Annotated in this window: 20 protein-coding genes; 16 read left to right on the top strand and 4 right to left on the bottom strand. The window is 42.0% G+C overall.

What is annotated here, in order from left to right:
• Nucleotides 1-69 precede the first annotated feature (69 nt).
• Genes ACP2AF_RS08605 through ACP2AF_RS08595 form a run of 3 tightly spaced genes read right to left on the bottom strand, consistent with a single transcriptional unit; the run spans nt 70 to nt 3262 of the window.
• Nucleotides 70-519: a DoxX family membrane protein gene (locus tag ACP2AF_RS08605; RefSeq protein ID WP_425235774.1), complete on the bottom strand. Its 450-nt coding sequence runs from the start codon at nt 517-519 to the stop codon at nt 70-72.
• Complete coding sequence (locus ACP2AF_RS08600) at nt 519-1157, bottom strand: HmuY family protein (RefSeq protein ID WP_425235773.1); 639 nt, start codon at nt 1155-1157, stop codon at nt 519-521. Before ACP2AF_RS08600 ends, ACP2AF_RS08605 begins: the two co-directional genes overlap by 1 nt.
• A gap of 11 nt (nt 1158-1168) precedes the next feature.
• Complete coding sequence (locus tag ACP2AF_RS08595; RefSeq protein WP_425235772.1) at nt 1169-3262, bottom strand: TonB-dependent receptor plug domain-containing protein; 2094 nt, start codon at nt 3260-3262, stop codon at nt 1169-1171.
• 104 nt (nt 3263-3366) lie between these two features.
• On the opposite strand from ACP2AF_RS08595, the gene ACP2AF_RS08590 reads away from it, so the two are divergent.
• The 6 genes from ACP2AF_RS08590 (at nt 3367) to ACP2AF_RS08565 (ending at nt 7124) form a co-directional block, all read left to right on the top strand.
• Complete coding sequence (locus ACP2AF_RS08590) at nt 3367-4293, top strand: DUF6607 family protein (protein ID WP_425235771.1); 927 nt, start codon at nt 3367-3369, stop codon at nt 4291-4293.
• Nucleotides 4277-4831 (top strand): FMN-binding protein, encoded by a 555-nt coding sequence (locus ACP2AF_RS08585; protein ID WP_425235770.1) that lies wholly within the window; start codon nt 4277-4279, stop codon nt 4829-4831. The genes ACP2AF_RS08590 and ACP2AF_RS08585 overlap by 17 nt, the downstream gene beginning before the upstream one ends.
• Nucleotides 4828-5199: a hypothetical protein gene (locus ACP2AF_RS08580; RefSeq protein ID WP_425235769.1), complete on the top strand. Its 372-nt coding sequence runs from the start codon at nt 4828-4830 to the stop codon at nt 5197-5199. Before ACP2AF_RS08585 ends, ACP2AF_RS08580 begins: the two co-directional genes overlap by 4 nt.
• Nucleotides 5200-5284: 85 nt before the next feature.
• Complete coding sequence (locus tag ACP2AF_RS08575) at nt 5285-5737, top strand: hypothetical protein (protein WP_425235768.1); 453 nt, start codon at nt 5285-5287, stop codon at nt 5735-5737.
• Nucleotides 5734-6279: a tyrosine-protein phosphatase gene (locus ACP2AF_RS08570; RefSeq protein ID WP_425235767.1), complete on the top strand. Its 546-nt coding sequence runs from the start codon at nt 5734-5736 to the stop codon at nt 6277-6279. The genes ACP2AF_RS08575 and ACP2AF_RS08570 overlap by 4 nt, the downstream gene beginning before the upstream one ends.
• Nucleotides 6280-6608: 329 nt before the next feature.
• Complete coding sequence (locus tag ACP2AF_RS08565) at nt 6609-7124, top strand: sigma-70 family RNA polymerase sigma factor (RefSeq protein ID WP_425235766.1); 516 nt, start codon at nt 6609-6611, stop codon at nt 7122-7124.
• A gap of 91 nt (nt 7125-7215) precedes the next feature.
• Here ACP2AF_RS08565 and ACP2AF_RS08560 read toward each other — a convergent pair whose 3' ends face one another.
• Nucleotides 7216-7398, bottom strand: coding sequence for a hypothetical protein (locus ACP2AF_RS08560; protein WP_425235765.1), 183 nt, complete (start codon nt 7396-7398; stop codon nt 7216-7218).
• A 364-nt stretch (nt 7399-7762) separates the two neighbouring features.
• On the opposite strand from ACP2AF_RS08560, the gene ACP2AF_RS08555 reads away from it, so the two are divergent.
• The 10 genes from ACP2AF_RS08555 to ACP2AF_RS08510 all read left to right on the top strand — a co-directional run bounded on the left by ACP2AF_RS08555 (nt 7763) and on the right by ACP2AF_RS08510 (nt 22055).
• On the top strand, nt 7763-9364 hold the full coding sequence (locus tag ACP2AF_RS08555; protein ID WP_425235764.1) for a LamG-like jellyroll fold domain-containing protein: 1602 nt from the start codon (nt 7763-7765) through the stop codon (nt 9362-9364).
• Between the two features lie 235 nt (nt 9365-9599).
• A complete protein-coding gene (locus tag ACP2AF_RS08550) occupies nt 9600-10496 on the top strand; it encodes an endonuclease/exonuclease/phosphatase family protein (protein WP_425235763.1) in 897 nt (298 codons plus the stop codon).
• A gap of 986 nt (nt 10497-11482) precedes the next feature.
• The gene (locus ACP2AF_RS08545) at nt 11483-12700 is read left to right on the top strand and encodes a site-specific integrase (protein WP_149304615.1); all 1218 of its coding nucleotides are present in this window, start codon (nt 11483-11485) and stop codon (nt 12698-12700) included.
• Between the two features lie 106 nt (nt 12701-12806).
• Nucleotides 12807-13178 carry an ArsR/SmtB family transcription factor gene (locus ACP2AF_RS08540; protein ID WP_149304614.1) on the top strand — a complete coding sequence of 124 codons (372 nt, stop codon included), beginning with the start codon at nt 12807-12809 and terminating at the stop codon, nt 13176-13178.
• Nucleotide 13179: 1 nt separating this feature from the next.
• Nucleotides 13180-13803 carry a mercuric transport protein MerTP gene (merTP, locus tag ACP2AF_RS08535; RefSeq protein ID WP_149304613.1) on the top strand — a complete coding sequence of 208 codons (624 nt, stop codon included), beginning with the start codon at nt 13180-13182 and terminating at the stop codon, nt 13801-13803.
• 1 nt (nt 13804) lies between these two features.
• The gene (locus ACP2AF_RS08530; protein ID WP_149304612.1) at nt 13805-14002 is read left to right on the top strand and encodes a GDCCVxC domain-containing (seleno)protein; all 198 of its coding nucleotides are present in this window, start codon (nt 13805-13807) and stop codon (nt 14000-14002) included.
• 74 nt (nt 14003-14076) lie between these two features.
• A complete protein-coding gene (locus ACP2AF_RS08525) occupies nt 14077-14496 on the top strand; it encodes an HYC_CC_PP family protein (RefSeq protein ID WP_138257795.1) in 420 nt (139 codons plus the stop codon).
• 142 nt (nt 14497-14638) lie between these two features.
• Nucleotides 14639-18436: an efflux RND transporter permease subunit gene (locus tag ACP2AF_RS08520; RefSeq protein ID WP_149304611.1), complete on the top strand. Its 3798-nt coding sequence runs from the start codon at nt 14639-14641 to the stop codon at nt 18434-18436.
• Nucleotides 18433-19650 (top strand): TolC family protein, encoded by a 1218-nt coding sequence (locus tag ACP2AF_RS08515; protein ID WP_119638282.1) that lies wholly within the window; start codon nt 18433-18435, stop codon nt 19648-19650. Before ACP2AF_RS08520 ends, ACP2AF_RS08515 begins: the two co-directional genes overlap by 4 nt.
• Before the next feature lie 2 nt (nt 19651-19652).
• Complete coding sequence (locus ACP2AF_RS08510; protein ID WP_138257797.1) at nt 19653-22055, top strand: multicopper oxidase domain-containing protein; 2403 nt, start codon at nt 19653-19655, stop codon at nt 22053-22055.
• The last annotated feature ends 15 nt before the right edge of the window (nt 22056-22070 follow it).

The following is a 22070-nucleotide window of genomic DNA, read 5'->3' as shown; positions in this document are numbered from 1 at the left end:
GGTTTGTTAAAGTGATTAAAAAGGCCGGAAACCAAATCTGATAGATTTCCGGCCCCAACTAACTCAAACTCAAATCGGTTTTATCCATAACAAATGTTTCCACTTATCCTTTTCCTTCAGAACCAAAAGAATATTGATTAGAAACAATCCGCCTGTTTCCAGAAGTTCTCCCACCTCATCGGACTCAAGAAATACATGGAACAAAAAGATGTGTAATGTAATAGGCAAAAGAAATAGGGCACCTACCAAACTGGTTCCCTGAAGTAATAATAATTGACCTAACAACAATTCACAAATGCCCAAGACCTGCCAGAAATAGCCTGTCTGTTTTGCTCCGCTGATATACAATATCTTTTGTAGCGTATTTTCCTTTTCGGGCGCGGTAAACTTTTCCGCTTTTTCCACCACTGCCACAGGAGAAGGTAAAGGTGTTTGGAATTTTTGTATCCCACCATAGAGCATCATTCCACCCAAAATCAAGCGAAGCGCTATAAACAATATGTTGACCGACTTTTTCATTATTCCAAGGTGGTTTGCCCTTCGTTGGGATTGTACACGTAATTGAAGGTATAAAAACGGGCTTCGTCAGCCATGCCGTCAGGTTCTGCCGGTGCATCCCTATAATAGCTCAATATCTCTACCTTGGCATATTTACCATCGTAGGTCCTGATAACCAAAACCCGTCCGGGAATGGGTGAAATTACGTTTACAGGAAAAGGGTTATAGTTATACCATCCATTGTCGCTTCCGGTAGGAACGGCAAAACCACTGTCGGAATCTTGCGCAAAGGTGTAACTGGCAGCATCCACAATACTTGCAAAGGTACCTGTGGCTACAAAGGCCCCGGCATTACCATTTCTTTCCGGTTCATCGTTGGTGCCGGTAGTGGCACCACCGTTAACGGCTATCGTCGTGCCCCTAAAAGCAATATCCCATTCTGTTTCACTGGTTGTGACCGCACCAGTTGCAAAACTGAACTTTGTAAATGGACCACCTATAGGGTCGGGGCTGGGTTGTCCTCCGGTCTGCGGTGCAGGAATGTTGCTCGCGGTTTCACTTTCTATGGCCAAGGGCTCAGGGCCGTTGTCGTCATCGCTACATGAAACGAATGCAAAAGTGACAAAAAGTATGGTAAAGAATTTAATCGTAGTTTTCATTGGAATTGTTTTTAGAATTGAAAATTGATTTTAGTAAATAGTAATATTCCGGCAAGGCCAGGTATGTTTTCCTCGTCCCTATAATCAAAGAGGTTGTTGGCCCCCAATTGTAAGGTGTACTTTTTCGAAAAGGTTTTGTTCAATGCCAGATTGGTAAGGGCGTAGCCATCGACAAAAGTGGTATCAAAATCGTCCAAGATCCCGTTACCATTACCATCGAAAAGCCCGTACTTACTTCTATAGTTTATTCGGATATTAATATTAAAATCCCATTGGGGAACATCATAGAATACCTTGAAGTTGGCGGTGTGCCTGGAACGGTTGACGAGCCCAAAATAATCAGAGTTGTCCAAAGCTACGGTCTGCAGGGTTTGGGGGTCTCTTGCGAATATCTCGCCCCGTTCCAAGGCCACCTTTTTTTCCTTATCCTTGGCATATAACAATTGATAGCCTGCGGTAAAGGTCAATTGTTTGTTAAAGCTATAACTGGCATCCATTTCAAGACCGGTCGTATAGATCCGGTCAAAATTGGCATAGCTGAATACGTTTTGCCCGTTGGTCCGCCTGGCAATGGCCCTAGTGTCGATCAGGTTTTTAAAATCGTTTCGAAAAAAGTTGAGATTCACTTTTACGTTTCCACGGACATATCCAACACCCAAATTGTACCCGATGGAACTTTCCGCTTCCAAGGGTTCTTCCAATTCGGAGAGGTCAAAGAGGATTTCGGTCAATTGTCCCTGCGACTCTAGTTCCTGGACTTTTTCTACGGCAACGTTATAGCCCAGTACCGTATAACCAACCGCCGAATTGGTAAAATCAAAATACAATTGCCTAAAATCAGGGGCCTTAAAACCGTAACCTATGGAACTCTTAACCGAAATGGCATCGCTCAATTGAAAATTCGCGGATGCCTTTGGGCTAAATTGGGACTGGTATTCGCTATGGTTGTCAAAGCGTGCTCCAAGAATCAGGTTTAGTTTTTCCCATGGGAAAAAATCATATTGGGCAAAGACGTACTGAGAATCGAAGACCACTTTTTCGTCAAAAAATGTACGATCTAGGTTCTCATGATTGTAACCCACCCCGGTGGTCAATGCATGTTTTGGTTTAAAGGTATACGTGGCCCTAATTTCTGGCCTCACCAAATTTTGATCAAAATTACTTTGGCTAAAAACATCATCCGTAATGGGGCTTTGCAAGATTTCGGACGCCGTATAATTCGTAAAATAGAATTCATATTCCAAGTTCCATTTTTCGTTGGCCTTATGATTAAGCCTTAGATGTGCATTAGTCTCGTCAATATCACTATCCCCTTCAAAAAGTTCATCATTTACAAAGAGGTCTGCTTGCTGCTGCTGTTGGTAATATCTGCCAGAGGTGAAGAGTTTTAATCGGTCGGAAAAGTCGTAAAATACCTGACCATTGAACGTATAATTATTGAAAGGGGGTACCGTTTGTCCTTGGGTTTCCGGTTGCAGATCGTACCCCTCGCTATGCAGGGTATTGGCAAAAAACGAATAGCCCAGTTTGTTCAATTTTTGGCTCAGGTCAATATTGGCATCATGGGTGTTGAACGAAGCGAACCTATAGGAAACGTCACCATGGAAGTCTCCGTCCTTTGGCGTTTCCGTGATGATATTGATGACCCCGCCCAACGCTTCGGACCCATATAAACTGGAGGAAGGCCCCTTTACCACTTCTATTTGTTTTATGTTACCGATGGTAAGCCTGCTCAAATCCAAATTGCCTGCAGACCTTCCTACCAAGGGTACTCCATTAATAAGAACAAGTACATAGTCAGAGGCAATACCCTGTATCTGTACGCCTTCGAACCCGCTTTCGTCGGCTACCGTAATAATCCCGGTCTGCTCATTGAGGATTTCATCCAATCGAATGACCCCGGTTTTTTGTAACTGCGTTTTGGAAATCAAGGTAACGGGCAAGGGCAGGGACGAGAGTTGTCTGAGCGTGCGGGTAGCGGTGACAATTACCTCGTCCAAATCTTCTGTGAGTACGGAATCATTTTCCACAGCTATTTCCTGACCAAAAATTGAGGTTCCCAGAAACCCCATAAAAACAAGGATTAACACCTTATTTAGATCCATTCTATATAATTATTTCGACAAATATATAAGTTATTTTTAATCAATCTAAATAAAAATACTATTTTTGGAGAAGAAATTTTGTATATCAATTAAAACCTATAATCATGAAAAATTTAGCTCTTTTTGGGCTGTTGTCCGCTATGTTTACCCTCCCGATCCTTGCCCAGGAAAACAAAAAACTGCAGGACATCAAGTCTATCAAGGATATGTGCGGCTGCTATGAAATCAAGTTCAAGTATACGGAGACATTTGCCCCGGAAATCGATTATGAAAAGCACCACGATTATGCGGCCGCCGCTTTGGAATGGGCCCAACTCATAGAGGATAAAGACGACAAATTATCGATACAACACATTTTGGTGGTCAATGATACCATGGTGGTGAAACATTGGCGACAAGATTGGGAGTATGAAAATCAAAATGTTTTTTATTATGATAAGGACAATACCTGGAAGTTCAAAAAACTTCCCCCGGAAGAAGTAAAAGGCCAATGGACACAAAAGGTCTTTCAAGTGGATGATAGTCCTAGATATTCAGGTTCGGCCACTTGGGTGCACGTGGATGGCAAGCATTATTGGGAAAGCAAGACAAATGCCCCCCTACCCAGGAGGGAATATAGCAAAAGAAAGGATTATAACGTAATGCTCCGTGGCAACCGACAGGAAATTACCGAATATGGCTGGGTACACGAACAGGACAACGATAAGGTAATCCGGGAAGATGGCAAGGAAGATGTGCTATTGGCGCAAGAGAAAGGCTATAATATCTATACCAAAGTAGCCGATGAAAAATGCAAACTTGCCCAGGATTGGTGGAAATCCAACCATGAGTTCTGGGGAAAAGTCCGCAAATCATGGGACAAGGTATATGACAGGGAGGGAGAGTTGACCCTCAGCAAAGCGGTAGATGGGCAACCACTGTTTATGCATTTTTATCCCCTGGAAAAAGGGAAGGCCAAAACACAGGATATTAACGAGATCATCCAAAAATTCGTGACCGATAAATCGGTAATTGATGTACAAGGTAAATAAGACTTTTTCTTTGTTGATTGCCTTTTGGGCCGTTCTCTTATGTTTTTCGTTTTCTGAATTGCAAATTTCCCCTAGGCTGCAAAAGAAAATAGATGCTGCCATTCATGCAACATACGGTGTCGAAACCTTCATTTTAAACAGGATTGCCATCAAATCCGATTTAAAGGATACTATCCCTTTGGCCCTAAACGGTGATTCCTTTTTCGAAATAACTCAGGATACAGATCTAATTGGGTACCTATATCTGGGCGAGGCCCCAAGTATGAAACAAAAGTTCGATTATATCATAATGTTCAATCCCGATTTGATCATAAAAAAGTCAAAAGTCTTGATTTATCGGGAAGATTATGGGCAACAGATCGGAAGCCAAAGATGGTTAAAACAATTTATAGGGTTATCCCCTACCGATGTTCCCCTATATGCTAAAAACATCGATGCTATCTCCGGAGCTACCATTTCTGCATCCAATATGACAAAGGCGGTAGCCAATGCTTTAAAAAGTGTAGCCATTTTAGAAGAAAAAAAACTACTCCCATGAACCATATGCAAGATATCAATCCTATTTATCACAATCCATTCGGAGTGGCCTTTCAATGGAAAAGGAATAGTGTAAAAGACATAAATAAGGTTCAATTGGTCTTTCGCGACACGGGCCTCCTACTTTCTAGAAAGGAATTGAAGGATTTTCAAAAAAGCATCAAGTACACTATGGAAAGTTATAGCCTCTGCCAGGATTGTCAGCAAAATGAATCGTGCCGGGCTCTTTTATTGGACACCCCTGCGCCACAGGTTACATTGGCCGTAAACAAGAAAGAGTTAAATGCCGTTCACGATTTGGTAGCGGGAACACTGTTCCAGTTACAGTTGGACCATCTATTGTACGGACCAGAAGGGTTCGGGAAGTAAAAGATTCTTTTATTCTTCCATAACATTATTAAGCCGAATAGTTCAAATGCAATTCTATCGTTCCATTCAACATTTCCCAAAAGAGATGAAACTGCTCATTGGCATTTTTTTGGTGGTTCTTAGTATTGGATTCTTATCGGCCTTACAATTTGTTTCCATAACGACCGAAGCGAGCCCAAAAGGTATTCAGGAAAACTATCTCGGTAATGAGGAAGACCTGGAAGCGGAGGAAATGAAATTCAAAAAAAATGAAAAACAGCTACTTAATATAATTCACAGCCATATTTTATCCATGGGGCTCATCTTCTTTACTTTGGCTCTTTTGGTAACGACAACCCCTATAAAGGGATTTTTTAGACAGTTTCTTTTGTTTGAGCCCTTGCTTTCCGTACTCACAACTTTTGGTGGAATTTACTTTTTATGGAAAGGTATTTTATGGATGAAATATGTGGTCATGATTTCCGGTGGATTGATGACAATATCTTTTGTAATTTCCGTTATTGTAATTTTTTATGGATTGTTTGGAATGAAAATATGAGAGGACTTTTTTCAATGTTGGCCATTCTTGCTATTAGTATCAGGCCCATGGCTGCGCAGCAGGACGACTTCCACAAAGTAGAATCCAAATATTTTAAAAACCTATACCGTATAAACGATTCCATCTACCGCTCGGAACAACCGAGCAGAAAAGGATTTCGCGAATTGGAAGCCATAGGGGTGAAAACGATTATTAATTTACGAAGGTTAAAAGAGGATGATAAAAAGGCAAAAGGTACTGACTTGCAGTTAAAAAAAATACCACTGCGGGCTGCCAAAATGGTCGAGGCCGATATAAACAATGTGCTCTATACAATCCAAATCTCGGAAAAACCAGCCTTAATCCATTGCTGGCACGGATCGGATCGAACCGGGGTCATCATTGCGGCCTATCGGGTTGTTTTTGAAAATTGGGAAAAGGAAAGGGCGATACGGGAGTTTAAAAGAAATGAGTTCGGTTATCATGAGCGATGGTATCCCAACCTTTTGGAATTGATTTTAAATCTCGAAGAAGATGGAATACGAGGCAAGTTGGGAATTTAACGGGCCGATTTAGGGGAAAGAACCTCTTATTTAGTGTGTGTCAGTTAAACCCATAATACATTAAAAAACAAAGTCTTATTAATTTTTTTACTTACACCGGAGTTATATTAAATGAGTTTTAAAGTATCTTTTTTCAACTTCTTTGGTCTACTTTGTAAACTATAAAAATTTCATGATGATAGGAAATTGTACTTGTACCAAATGTAAATGTGCAAATTGTGAATGCTCAAGTTGTTCACCTGAAAGCTGTACCTGTAAAATTTGCGATTGCCAAAAATGTGCATGCTGTAATTAAGCCGTAATTAACCCATTGCCTAACGTTTCCATTTATGGATTTATCCACGACAAAAGTTTGGGAAGAGTTTTACACAGATCTCTATTTTTTTACCTTAAAAAGGGTAAAAAACAAGGATATAACGAATGATATCCTTCAAAATAGCTTTATAAAGATTCACCGCAACCTAAATAAACTGCAACAACCGAATAAGGTTAGGCAATGGGTATTTCAAATTACCCGTAATGAAATTGCAAATTTTCATAAAGGCAACAAAATCCCTGATAACCCGATCAACATAAACGGAACAGCTAAGGATTTTTTATGTTGTTTCGATAGGTTTGTCGATGAATTACCCGAAACTTATAAAGTAGTTATTTTACCCGTCTACTTTCAAGGCAAGAAACAGGCTGAAGTTGCCAAAGACTTGGGAATTTCCCTCCCTAACGTCAAGGCAAGAATTCGAAGGGCCAAGAACATTTTAAAAGACCGATTCACAAACTGTTGCAAATACATCCGTAATGAACGAGGCCAATTGGTCGGAGAGCCGGATTGTGCAATTTGTAATTAGATGAGGAGCGCATCGTTCACCTTAGCTCAAATAGTCTCAACTGTCCCGAACAGCTTTTTAATTTCTTCCTTTTTGGATGCCTGTACCTCACTCAACAATCGCCGATGTAAGTAGATAAACGTCTTGCGCCAATTTCATCTTGGTCGACCCAATCCATTAAAAGCCTATTGAAACGTCTTTTTCCAATGATTTCCATCAATAGGTAAAGCACATTCACCCTTTTGTTCGTTTTCAAATATTCCACACCATCGGTATAGAGAAGAGAAGGTTCCATATTGGCCTTGTTGTTTCTCTCCTGGAATGGAAATCGTGTTTTTTCTTAATCATATGTTGAAATGCCTCATCGCCCAATTCCTGCCAGGAACCTGAAAGGCGAAAGCTTCCGGCAACGCATAGGATAACATCTTTGCCCCTGGTACGCTTTTACATCAACCTTCACAGCGTAAGAAAAGCATATTCAATGACCTGATAAAAAGGATGGTGGGAAGCGACAAGATCTTCCAAAAACAAATCATATGCGATTCACTGTTAATCTTAATCAATTTTTTTTAATCGAAGTAAAGAGAAAATTTCTCGGTCATTTGGGAAAGGTTTAAATCACTTCATACTTTTGGTATTATCTTAACCAAAAAAATTGAATGAACGTATCAAAAGCTTTTAAGGTTGTAGTGGCTATTTCTCTTTACGCAAGTAGTATAGTAGCACAGGATCCTTTTTTTTCTTTGGATTTTGATTCCAATGGATTTAATGAGACCTATACATCTAAAGAAGATGCCATTTACATGGTAGACTTGTTGCAATCGCAATATATAAAAGGCCTAAGCGGAAGGGCATTGGATCTTTCTGCCAATGCGGCATTGCGAAGGCCGATAAAAGTTGAAAAGGAAAATATAATCCCGTTTTCTGAGAAAACATCATTTTCTATTCAAGTATGGGTCAGGACCCTCCCCAATGCCGTTGTGGGCACCCCGATTATGGGGAATAAAAAAGCGAATGACCCCGGCACAAAGGGATGGCAACTCTATTCACGTGATAATGGTGCCTGGGCACTGCTCTTGAACGATGGCAAGAACAAACACGAGTATCGGCCAACGGCCAAATGGCAAAGGATAAACGACGGGGAATGGCACCAGATTATTTTCACGGTGGATCGTGAAAAGCAAGAGGTATGGATGTATTTTGACGGAAAAAACAAGGCCATATACAACACACCCAACCTTTCCGATCTTGAAACCGATTTTGCCACGGTTATCGGCGGATCTGATGAAAAGTGGGAATGGGGATCCAATGGGCAATGGAATGCTTTTAACGGTTTTTTGGACGAGGTGAAAATATGGGACAGGGCCATAACTCCCGAAGAAGTTCAAAAACTGTATACCCGGTTCCATCCCAATTCAGAAGAGAATAGTGTTGATATTTGGCCCCAACATCTAAAAGTGTTATCATGGAATATCTGGCATGGCGGTAATCGGTACGGCGAGGCTGTAGGGCGGCAGCGCGTTATCGAAACTATCAAATCTACCAATGCAGACATCATTGGGCTGGTAGAAACCTATGGATCCGGAGAGTATATTGCCGATGCTTTGGGATATTACTTTTATTTGATAAGCTCCAATTTATCTATAATGAGCCGTTATCCCATTTCTGAGACCATAACCGCCTTTAAACCCTTTAATTTCGGTGGCGCGAAACTCAGGATAGGAGAAGATAGGGAACTTATTTTTTTCGATACTTGGTTGCATTACCTGCCAAATTATGGTGATGGCGTTAAAGATGAAAAGAAAACGGCCGAAGAATTGATTGCGGAAGAAGGAAAGACGCGCTATGCCGAAATCAAGGAAATCATTAAGGAAATAGCACCCTATCTAAAAAAGACAGAGGGCACCCCGATTATCATGGCAGGAGACTTTAATGTAGGTTCCCATTTGGATTGGACCGAAAAAACTAGGGGAATCCATTACGGCAAGGCCATCGAATGGCCGGTGAGCAAATTGATGATCAAATCCGGATTTACCGATAGTTATCGGGAATTGCATATAAACCCGCTCCTGGACCCTGGATTTACATGGACCCCTCGCGCGGCTACCTCGTCCACTAAATATGGTTTAAGGGACAGAATCGATTACATTTACTATAAGGGCAAATCATTAGGTGTTTTGGAGTCCAAGGTCTTAGATTACCACCCCATAATGTTTCCATCCGATCATGGCGGGGTGTTGACCGTTTTTCGAATAGAGTAAGAATCAATGGAGAATTGTTTTTTTGGTATCTGCCGCGGTAATTCATAAGAATGTCTTTTAGATTTTGGTAGTATATAAAGGCTCCCACGTGCGAATATTTAAGGGCAAAAATACATGGATGGAGCCTTTTCCCTACCGTTTAGGTATGTCCAAAGCCCTAGAAGGTTTGATAAGTTTAGTGGAAATATCGGATTACTGTATTAATTATAAGAAGTAATTTAAAGCTATAGTTACAATGTGGAAAAATAGAAAAACAGTATTGCTGACTTTTGCCATGGCCTTTGTCCTAAGCTTTTTAGGAGCCCAAGAGAACCAATCACTTAGGGTCATGACATATAATATTTGGAACGGCTTCGATTGGGGCAAGGATACTGACCGGAAGGCCAATGCCATCCAATGGATCAAAAGTAAAAAACCCGATGTTCTGGCCCTACAGGAAATGTGTGGCTATGATGAACAACAACTAAAGAAAGATGCCCAGCAATGGGGGCACCCATATGTTCAGCTGCTGAAAAGCGAAGGATATCCCACGGCCCTTACCTCCAATAAACCTATTGTATTGAAAGAGCGCGCTTTGGATTCGTTTTGGCATGGGCTGCTACATTGTAGTACCTACGGCATCGACTTTTTTGTGATTCATTTATCGCCTTTTGATAGTGGTATAAGATTGGATGAGGCCAGACAGATTACCGAACGGATACAAAACCTCAAAAACAATAGGTATATTATTCTCGGAGATTTTAATGCGTTTTCGCCAATGGATGCTTCCTGGATGGAAAAAAAAGACGCTTTGAGACGACAATATGCCGAAAACAAGAATAAGGAGTATTCCAATTTAAGGGAAGGAGAGTTTGATTACGCCGTCCTTTCGGAATTTCTCGCTGCCCCATCGATAGATGTTTGCCTGGGCAAGATCGATTTAAAACAGGGCACTAGCTACCCAACAAAAGTTTTTACCAATCCAAATGACAAGAAATCGGGGGCAAGCGCTAAGGGTAGACGAATAGACTTTATCCTGTCCTCTCCCTCATTGACAAAACATTGCATCAAGGCCCAGGTTTACAATCAGGAAGAAACACACCTACTGTCCGATCATTATCCAATTATGGCTGAATACCAAATAGCCCAATGATCATGATGGAATAATCGTCGAAATCTAATCCGGTAATCTTAAACCTATGTCATTGCTGTTCTTCAATACAATTACCGAATTTGATCCCAGAAACAATGTGCCAAGGAAAAGTAAGCTTCATGCAACCAAGGATACCTAATCCCTGTATCTTTGCTTATTTTGAAAATTCCAAATAGGATTTTCTCAAGCTCATTTATGCCAATTAGATTAGAGCTAAAACAAGCAAAGGACCTTGCACAAAAACGCTTGCGCTTCATAAATTGAAAACCCCCACTCCAATTATTTGGAGAACTTTATCGGCTAAACAGAAATGGGTTAAAGGTTTTCAAACAGTATCGAACATAGTCTTTCTTAAATGAAAATGAACACCGGCAAAGTGCTCTGAGCCATCGTCCTGCCCATACTGATTGTTGTACAATTTTCCCATGAATAAAGGTATCGCTAATCAGTACTACTAAAAATGGGTTCTTCGATATATTTATTAAGTATCAGTCCAAATGGAAAGTAACTGTAATTCATTGATGTTCGGATACAAAAAAGCAAAATGGTCACCTACGTTTCAGAAGAACAAAACAGCTCTCAAAATAGAAAGGCTTCGCGGTACAATTTAGAGTTGAAAAAAGGTACCAGCTGACGGGCCTCTCCCCTATCCTTCTAATCTTAAGGAAACGTACTTGTTCGCCATAAAGAAAGCCTCTCAAAATTGAGAGGCTTTTTTGTTGTGCGGGCGGAGAGACTCGAACTCTCACACCTCGCGGCACTAGATCCTAAGTCTGGTATATATTGCACCAATAAAACATAAATTAATTCATTTTCAATGACTTATGTTTTTGCTCATTTTATTTAAAGTCAATTAATATCAGTTAATATCAACATTTGTTGTACCTATGTTGTACCCAAAATTCCTAATAAAGACGTATCTTTAGAATGAATTTTTGACAAGATGTTGTACCTGATTTGGCTTTCGTCTCTAAACCAGGTTCAAAATGTCAACAAGTGCAAAAATAATTCTTCGCAAAAAGCCTAACGCAACAGGGCTGTATCCGCTTGCAATTAGGATAACCAAAGACCGTCGTTCAACTTACAAACACATAGGCCATTACATTGAATTAGAGGATTGGGACTCTAAAAACCTAAAGGTAAAAAAATCGCATTCTGAAGCTGAAAGCCTGAACAATTTGATAGCTTCCAAACTATCCGAAGCCAGAAAAGGGCTTATTGCATTACAGACGGATAATAAAGCTGCTACTGCTCGACAAATCAAAAAAGAAATATATAAGCCAACTTCGAGCTTAACTTTTTTTGATTTTGCTGACGAGCATCTTGAAGCCTTAGAAGCTGAAAAGAAAATCAATCGCCATTCTACAGATTCAGCTTGGGTGAGTTATATAGAAAAATACTGCTCTGGCCGACATTTGACTTTCCAAGAAATCGATGAGCGCTTTCTCAAAAAATTCAAGATTTATTTAAAAGGTTCTTGTTCATTAACTGAAACTACTGCAATGAATGTAATGGTCTTGATAAGGCTACTGTTTAATAGAGCCATTCGGGATAAAGTTGTTAGCAAGGAAATATACCCCTTTGGCAAGGGTAAGTTTAAAATCAAATTTCCCGAAACCACAAAAACAGGGCTTACAGGTAAAGAAATAAAAGCCCTTGAAAGTGTTGCTGAACTAACTAATATGGAAAGACATTCATTGAACGTTTGGTTGTTCAGTTTCTATTTTGCTGGAATGCGTGTTTCGGATGTGTTGTTTATAAGATGGTCCCAGATTTATGATGGGCGATTGCATTATAGAATGGGAAAAAATTCAAAGTTACTGTCCCTTAAAATTCCAGCTAAGGTTGAAAAAATCTTGCTACAGTACATTGAGGACAGAGTAAATGATGATGACTTTGTTTTCCCAGAAATGAAAAAAGCCGACTTATCTGATGCGAAAGACATATATCGAAAGAAAAAAGTAGCAAACAAAAAATTCAATGACCACCTCAAAAAGATTGCAAAAAGAGCAGGCATCCAGAAAAAAGTTACGATGCACATTGCTCGACATTCTTTTGGCAATATTGCAGGCGACAACATTCATCCACTAATGCTTCAAAAATTATATCGCCATACGGATTTGAAAACCACCATTAACTATCAAGCTAATTTTATTCATAAAGATGCTGACGATGCTTTGGACAGTGTGGTAAATTTTTTATAATAACATATTTTCTTAAAAACTCTAACCTATTAGAAAAACAAAATAAATATATTTAAGCATTTGCTTAAATAATTATATAATTGTAGCTTTACTCAAAATTGTAATTATGTCTCTTGAATTAAGTTGCACCCGTGCCGAGGCAGACCAGAAGCAATTGATGCGCTGTCGTGAGACGTTGAAAACAAGTTCAGAATCAATCAACAGTATTGGCAAGGTACTCGCCCTGACAGGTAATGAGACCAGACTGAAGATACTTTTCCTCTTGAACGAGGAAGGTGAACTTTGTCCTTGTGATTTCTCGGATATACTGGAAATGAGCGTACCCGCAATTTCGCAGCATATCCGTAAAATGAAGGATGCAGGATTGATAACTTCGAGACGTGATGGCCAAACGTTGTACTACTCCTTGGTCAAGGATTCAAGCAATGTGTTGGAAGGGATATTCGGCAAGCTTAAAGAAAACAAAAAAGTAGCATAGAATGAACACATCCAAATCATCAAATACAGCAGCGTACACCGGAATTTTCACAGCGGTCGCTGCCTCAGTCTGTTGCATCACACCAGTGCTTGCACTATTGGCAGGAACAAGCGGGATTGCATTTACCTTTTCTTGGGTAGAGCCTTTTAGACCCTATCTCATAGGCCTGACCTTATTGGTAATTGCATTTGCTTGGTACCAGAAGCTAAAGCCAAAATCACAGCACGAAATTGATTGTGCCTGTGAAGATGATGACCTGCCTGTCGGCAAGGCAGGGAAACCTTCCTTTCTACAATCAAAAACATTTCTGCTTATTGTGACCCTCTTTGCTGGACTGATGTTGGCATTTCCCTATTATTCCGGAATTTTTTATGCCCAACCAACCAAGGAAATTGTATATGTGCAATATGATAATATTGTTGAAAAAACCTTTACCGTCGAAAGAATGACCTGTACGGGTTGCGAAAACCACATTGAGAGAGAGGTCAACAAGTTGGACGGTATAATTTCCGTGGAGGCCAGCTATGAAGAGGGCAATACAAGCGTCAAATACGACCGCACCAAAGTAACTGAGGAACAAATTATAAAGGCTATCAACAGTACAGGTTATAAAGTTTCTGAATAATATGAAAAATACTATAATAAAATCCACCATTACTTGTCCCAAGTGTGGGCATCAAGAAGAAGAACAAATGCCTACCGATGCTTGTCAGTTTTTTTATGAGTGTAAAAACTGTAAGGAAGTAATTCGACCAAAGGAAGGCGATTGTTGTGTGTATTGTTCATATGGCACTAAGGCTTGTCCACCCGTTCAAATGATGTAAAATGTTGTGAATGAGTCAAATTAAAATTTCGTTAAACCCATTAAAAACTGTTAAAATTTTGTAATTTTGCATCGATGAAAAAGGTTTTCCATAAAATATTATCTGTTTTAATGGCATTTGTAGTGATGTTCACTACGATGTCATTCACGGTTGATATACACTACTGCGGGGACTCTTTGGTCGATTTTAGTTTCTTCACAAAGGCAGAAACCTGCGGAATGGAAAAGGCACAACCAACCACGGGTTGTGAAAATCCTTCAATGAGCAATAAATCGTGTTGCTCAGACCAAAAAATCGTGAAGGAAGGTAGCGACGACCTTAAAACATCATTCAACAAACTTACTTTTGAGCAACAAACCTTCGTTGCCACATTTTTCTACACCTATATCAATCTTTTCGAGGGACTTGATGAAAATATCGTTCCCTTCAAGGATTACTCGCCCCCCTTTATTGAACGGGACGTTCAGATACTCTACGAGACTTATTTAATTTGATTTTTAGACAGTAGCCCGATTCCGATACCCATCGGAACGGCACTAAGCCCAACGGTTATCCCGTTCTGGGCACGTTTTGTTGTATTCAACTTTTAGAATTGCAACAAGCCACAATTGTATAACTGTCTAATTATCATTTTATATGCTGAACAAAGGCATAAAATTCCTTATAGAAAATAAGCTCGTTGCGGTACTGATGCTAGCCCTTTTCGTGGGTTGGGGTATCGTGAATGGACCCTTTAATTGGGACACCGGAATATTGCCCAATGACCCTGTGGCTGTAGATGCCATACCCGATATTGGCGAAAACCAACAGATTGTTTTCACCAAGTGGCAAGGGCGCTCTCCTCAGGATATCGAGGACCAGATTACCTACCCGCTCACCACTTCCCTTCTCGGAATACCTGGCGTCAAGACCATTCGTAGTTCTTCGATGTTCGGGTTTTCCAGTATCTACATCATTTTTGAAGAGGACATCGAATTCTACTGGTCGCGTAGCCGCATCCTCGAAAAGCTCAATTCGCTACCCAGCGGTCTGTTGCCCGATGGTGTCAATCCCGCCTTGGGCCCGGATGCCACGGGATTGGGACAGATTTTTTGGTACACTCTGGAAGGTCGTGACAAAGAGGGAAACGTTACAGGTGGATGGGATTTACAGGAACTACGAAGCATACAGGATTACTACGTAAAATATGCGCTCTCTTCTGCAAGCGGTGTAAGTGAAGTGGCATCCATTGGCGGATACGTTCAGGAATACCAAGTGGATGTTGACCCCGAAAAGATGCGGCAGTACAACATCGGTCTGGCGGATATTGTAAAGGCCGTTAGGGAAAGCAATCAGGACATCGGTGCGCAAACCTTGGAAATGAACAAGGCCGAATACCTGGTGCGCGGTCTGGGGTACGTAAAATCCATAGCCGATATAGAAAATGCGGTAGTCGATTCCGAGAATTTCACTTCCATCAGGATAAAGGATGTAGGCAAGGTACACTTGGGACCAGCTACACGTCGCGGCATTTTGGACAAGGAAGGTGCCGAAGTCGTGGGCGGTGTGGTAGTTGCCCGTTACGGTGCCAATCCGCTGGAAGTCATCAATAATGTCAAAGACCAAATCGACGAGGTAAGCTCGGGGCTTCCTTCAAAAGAACTGGCCGACGGTAGAACCTCCCAAGTCACTATTGTCCCCTTTTACGACCGTACCGAACTCATTCAAGAAACCTTGGGTACGCTCAACGAGGCCCTGACCTTGGAAATCCTGATTACCATTTTGGTCATTATCATAATGGTTTTCAATCTCAGAGCATCCATATTGATTTCTGGATTATTGCCCGTGGCGGTGTTGATGGTCTTTATCACGATGAAGCTCTTTAATGTGGATGCGAACATTGTGGCACTTTCGGGTATCGCCATTGCTATTGGTACGATGGTAGATGTCGGGGTCATCCTTGCCGAAAATATGATTCGACATCTGGAAGATGAAGACTTGCGGGTAAACAAAAACGGTCAACCCTATACAACAAACGAAATCGTTTACAACGCCACATCCGAAGTTTCCGGCGCTATTGTTACTGCTGTAATGACTACAATAATTAGTTTCCTTCCGGTGTTTACGATGATTGGTGCTGAAGGGAAACTCTTTCGACCATTGGCATTTACCAAAACAATGGCATTGGCCGCTGCACTCGTTATTGCCCTATTCCTTATACCGCCATTCGCAGCCACTTTCTTTAGAAAGACCGAAATGCGGGAACGGCTCAAATATGCCATCAATGGGCTTTTAATCCTTTTGGGAATCACCGCAGTGATTTTTGGGTATTGGATAGGATTGGTACTTGTCGCTTTTGGCTTGGTAGCCATTTTATCGATGCGTGTTACGCTTTCGCGAAATCGAGCTGGCGAGATTCACGACCAAAGGGAGAGCGTAGCGGTAAAGCAAAAAAATCTCATCAATACGGCTATTGCCACAATCGCAGTTGTATTCCTATTGGCTGAATACTGGCGACCGCTCGGCTTCGACCGCAGCCTGATTATGAACCTCATTTTTGTAGCGGTAAGCTGTTTTGGTGTTCTGGGCATCTTTTCGCTACTCAGAAAATACTACGATAGCATCTTAAGATGGGCATTGCAAAACAGATTGCTGTTCTTGATAATTCCCACCACATTGCTGGTTCTCGGTTTCTTCATAATGCGCAACACGGGTAAGGAATTTATGCCAGCGCTCAACGAGGGTTCGTTCCTGTTGATGCCTACCTCGCTACCGCACTCAGGTGTAGCCGAAAATAAACGGGTCTTGCAACAATTGGATATGGCGGTGGCCACCATCCCTGAAATCGAGACCGTGGTCGGAAAGGCAGGCCGCACCGAATCCGCGCTTGACCCGGCACCGCTTTCGATGTACGAGAACGTGATTCAGTACAAGTCGGAATATATGCGCAACGCTTCAGGGGAACGGCAACGCTATCGGGTAAACGACGACGGACTTTTTGTATTGAAAAATGATAGGTTCCATATTAATCCGAACAACGAAGTAGAAAACGATGCCAGTTATGAAGCATCCCAATTGCAAACTACCATCACAAGAAACGAATTGATTCCCGATGATGATGGCGAGTACTACCGAAACTGGCGACCTGAAATCCAGAGCCCGGATGATATCTGGAACGAAATCGTCAGGGTCACTAAACTGCCCGGTATTACTTCCGCCCCTAAGTTACAGCCTATCGAAACCCGATTGGTGATGCTGCAAACGGGTATGCGCGCGCCAATGGGCATTAAGGTCAAGGGGCAGGACTTACGGGAAATCGAAGCTTTCGGCTTGGAACTCGAAGAAATATTGAAACAGGCCGAAGGTGTAAAAGAACAGGCCGTATTTGCCGACCGTATCGTGGGCAAACCCTATCTGTTGGTGGATATCAAACGGGAACAGTTGGCGCGTTACGGGGTTTCGATTATGGACGTACAGGAAATCCTGCAAGTGGCCGTAGGTGGGATGCCCCTGACCCAAACAGTCGAAGGTAGGGAACGCTACGCCGTTAGGGTACGCTACCCACGAGAGCTGCGTGATAATCCGACCGACCTAAAGAATATCTACGTTCCCGTGGAAAAAGGAAGCCCCGTTCCCCTTGGCGAACTCGTGGACATCCGGTATGAGCAAGGTCCGCAGGTCATCAAAAGTGAGGACACCTTCTTGGTCGGCTATGTTTTATTTGACAAGCTGGACGGCTTTGCCGAAGTGGATGTGGTGGAAAATGCCCAGGCCTTGATTCAAGAAAAGATAGACAGCGGCGAACTGACCGTACCCAAAGGCATCAGCTACAAGTTTACGGGCACCTATGAAAACCAGTTGCGTGCAGAGAAAACCCTGTCCATCGTGGTTCCGCTATGCTTGATTATCATATTTCTCATTCTATACTTTCAGTTTAAATCGGTCACCACCTCATTGATGGTATTTACCGCCATTGCCGTAGCATTTGCAGGTGGCTTTGTGATGATTTGGCTCTATGGACAAGACTGGTTTCTCAATTTCAATTTGTTCGGTGAGAACCTTCGCGAGTTGTTCAATATCAAAACTATCAACCTGAGCGTTGCGGTCTGGGTCGGATTCATCGCACTCTTTGGTATTGCTACCGATGACGGTGTGGTGATGGCAACCTATCTCGACCAATCTTTCGATAAGGAAAAACCGAATGACAAACCGGGCATTCGTCAAGCTACCCGTGAAGCGGCAGGCAAGCGTATCCGTCCCTGTTTGATGACGACCGTAACGACCGTTCTTGCCTTGTTGCCAGTGCTAACATCCACCGGAAAGGGAAGCGATATAATGATTCCAATGGCCATTCCCATTGTGGGTGGGATGCTCATTGATGTAACCTCATATTTCCTGTTGCCCGTACTATATAGCTGGCGGGAAGAAAATCAACTTAAACGAGCGAGCAAATGAAAAATGTAAAAATCATCATCGGATTATTGCTTGTTTCTTTTTACGCGGAAGCGCAAGAGCTTCAATCTTATATACAGGAAGCAGAAGCGAACAATCCAGATATTCAGGCTTACGAGCTGCGGTACAATATCGCCGAAGAAAAAGTGAACGAAGTCAATACGCTACCTAATACTGTGGTAAGCGCAGGATACTTTGTAAGCGAACCCGAAACCCGAACGGGTGCGCAACGGGCACGATTTTCGATTTCGCAGATGTTGCCGTGGTTCGGTACGATAACGGCACGGGAAAACTATGCCAGCTCAATGGCGGAAACCGAGTTTGTTGAAATTGCCATTGCCAAACGAAAACTGGCACTTTCGGTCGCCCAATCCTACTATCAACTATATGCCATCAATGCGAAACAGGATGTACTGGACGAAAACATCCAACTACTACAAACTTACGAACGGTTGGCATTGACCTCTGTGGAAGTGGGCAAGGCTTCCGCAGTTGATGTTCTACGGTTGCAGATTCGCCAGAACGAACTGCAACAACAAAAAGAGGTCTTGCAGGAGGAGTATTTGGCGGAACAGGTCAGCTTCAACAATCTTTTGAACCGAAAGGAAAGCATTGCCGTTGAAATCGTCCCAGAAATGACCATCCCAACGGAAGACCCGATATACAGCGATGAAGGATTGGCGCTTAATCCCGAACTGCTCAAATATGATAGACTTTACGAGTCCATTGAACAATCCGAATTGCTGAACCAAAAGGAAAGTGCCCCGAACATCGGTTTTGGATTGGACTATGTACCCGTTTCCGAACGTCCCGATATGACCTTTAGCGACAACGGCAAGGATATCGTGATGCCAATGGTATCGCTGTCCATACCTATTTTCAACAACCGCTATTCATCGGTTTCCAAACAGAACGAACTGAGACAACTGGAAATCGAATCACAAAAAACAGAGCGTTTGAATGTACTTGAAACCGCTTTCGCGAAAGCAAAATCACAGCGCAATCAAGCCCGTATTCAGTTCAATACCCAAGAAAAGAGTTTAATGCAGGCTAACGATGCCGAGGAAATATTAATAAAGAATTATGAAACGGGAACCATCGATTTTAACGATGTGCTGGACATTCAGGAATTGCAACTGAAATTTCAGATGAACCAAATCGAATCCATAAAGATGTATTACGTGCAATCAGCACTTTTAAACTATTTAATAAATTAAAAATGAAAATATTACAAATCACCACCCTATTGCTGTTTTCTTCTACTGTATTTGCCCAAGTAGGCACAAACGGTGCGGACAGAAATGAAGAAGGTAGACCTGTCAAGGAGTATAACTTAACCATTGAAGAAAATGAAATGACGCTCGCTGGTGTAACAGCAAAAGGAATGACCATCAATGGTAGTATTCCTGGACCAGTCTTGGAATTCACCGAGGGCGACCTCGCCATTATCAATGTTACCAATAAAATGGATGTGGAAACCTCTGTACATTGGCACGGGTTGATATTACCCAATTTTTACGATGGCGTTCCCTATTTGACCACGCCACCTATTAAACCAGGAACAACTTTTCAATACAGAATCCCAATCAACCAATCAGGCACCTACTGGTACCATTCCCACACGATGCTACAGGAGCAAAGCGGTGTTTATGGGTCTATTATTATTCACCCAAAAGAAAAAACTCTGGAATATGACAAGGATTTGGTTGTGGTACTCTCTGATTGGACCAACGAAAATCCTATGAATGTTTTGAGAAACCTTAAAAGAGGTAACGAGTGGTATCAGGTCAAAAAAGGTACGGCGGTTCCTTTGGGCAGGGTTATCAAGGAAGGCGCATTTGGTGCACAACTGAAATTTTGGAGAGACCGTATGGAAGGAGCAGATATAGCCGACATCTATTATCCGGCATTTCTGACCAATGGAAAATCATTGGCCGAGTATCCCGAATTCAAAACAGGCGAAAAAGTACGGCTTCGCTTTATCAATGCATCCGCCTCTACCTATTACTGGATGGATTTTGGCGGTGGCAACCCTATGGTCGTTGCGGGCGATGGTATTGATGTGGAACCTGTACCTAAAAGCCGTTTCCTTTTTGGTATTGCCGAAACCTATGATGTTATCGTAACCATCCCTGAAGGTACTTTGGAAGTTACCGCCACCGCTCAAGACGGTTCTGGTAGCACCTCGTTGCGCTTGGGACAGGGAAGCCTGTATCCAGCAAAAAGAATTGAGAGACCGGACAAGGTTGCAATGATGAAACAAATGGCCAAAATGGATATGAAGATGGGCGCCCCTGCAATGGTGGGTAACAAAAAGAAAAAAACACCCGAGTTTTTGAAGGAAAATTACGGGATGAAAATGGATATGAAAGATGGCCAGATGAATATGGGAATGCAAGACAAAATGTCAATGAATAAAGGCGAAATGGGCGACAATATGAAGATGGACGACCATAAGCAAATGAAGATGGATAAAAAGATGGACGGTATGGCAGGAATGAAAAAAGATTCAATGCCAATGAAATCTACCGAACCTTCGCATATGATGGGAGGCCATATGGGGCACGATATGCCTATGATGCAAAAAGACACTTCCTCTTTTGATTACGATACCCGTAAAACCTATTTCAACTATGATTTCTTAAAAGCGAAGGAAAATACCACCTACAAGGCTGATTTGCCCGTAAACGACATTCTATTAAACCTGACCGGAAATATGCAACGCTATGTGTGGAGTATTAACGGTGTGCCACTTTCAGAAACGGATAAGATTAAAATCAGGGGTGGTGAAGTAACCCGCATTACCCTTAACAACCTAACGATGATGCACCACCCGATGCACCTTCACGGGCATTATTTTAGGGTAATCAATGAAAATGGTGAGCGCTCGCCGTTGAAACACACCGTCAATGTGCCACCGATGCAGAAAGTGGTTATCGAGTTCTATAACGAGGAGTATGGCGATTGGTTCTTTCACTGCCACATCCTGTACCATATGATGGGCGGTATGGCTCGCGTATTCAGCTATGATACCCCAAGGGATGAAAGGATGAAAAACTTTCCCGTTCAAAAACTGATTGACGAAACAGACCATTACTATTCTTGGGGATTGTTGCGTGCAGGCTCAAACTTTAATGAACTATTTCTGATGTCAAGCAATATTCGGAATGAATTTGGTTTAAGAGCAGAGTTCGATTATAACAAAAACCTTGAAGCCGAAGTAAACTATAATAGGTATCTCAATGATTGGGTGCGCCTCTATGTAGGAGTAAATACCGAAACTTCTACACCCGACTCGTATGACACCTTTAATACAGTAGGTCTAATTGGTGTAAAATACTTTACGCCTTACCGATTTAATGTAGATGTGAGTGTAGACCATCAACTGCGCCCAAGGATACGTCTCGATAGGGAACTGTTGCTTTTTCCACGCTTTTTCCTTGAAGGGGAATACGAATACCGGGCAGACTTTGGTTGGGTGAACGATATAGGCGATACATCCTATCAGGGCGAAACGCAATGGTTGGTGGGAACCTCTTATATCCTATCCCGAAATTTTTCAATACAAGCAAATTACAATAACCGATATGGCTGGGGTGGCGGTCTTTTAGCCCGATTTTAACAAAGTAACAATTTA

Source organism: Ulvibacterium sp. (assembly GCF_965248315.1).
Classification (GTDB): domain Bacteria; phylum Bacteroidota; class Bacteroidia; order Flavobacteriales; family Flavobacteriaceae; genus Ulvibacterium.
Note: the sequence above shows the minus strand (reverse complement) of the source record. Positions and strands in the feature narration are given on the sequence as shown.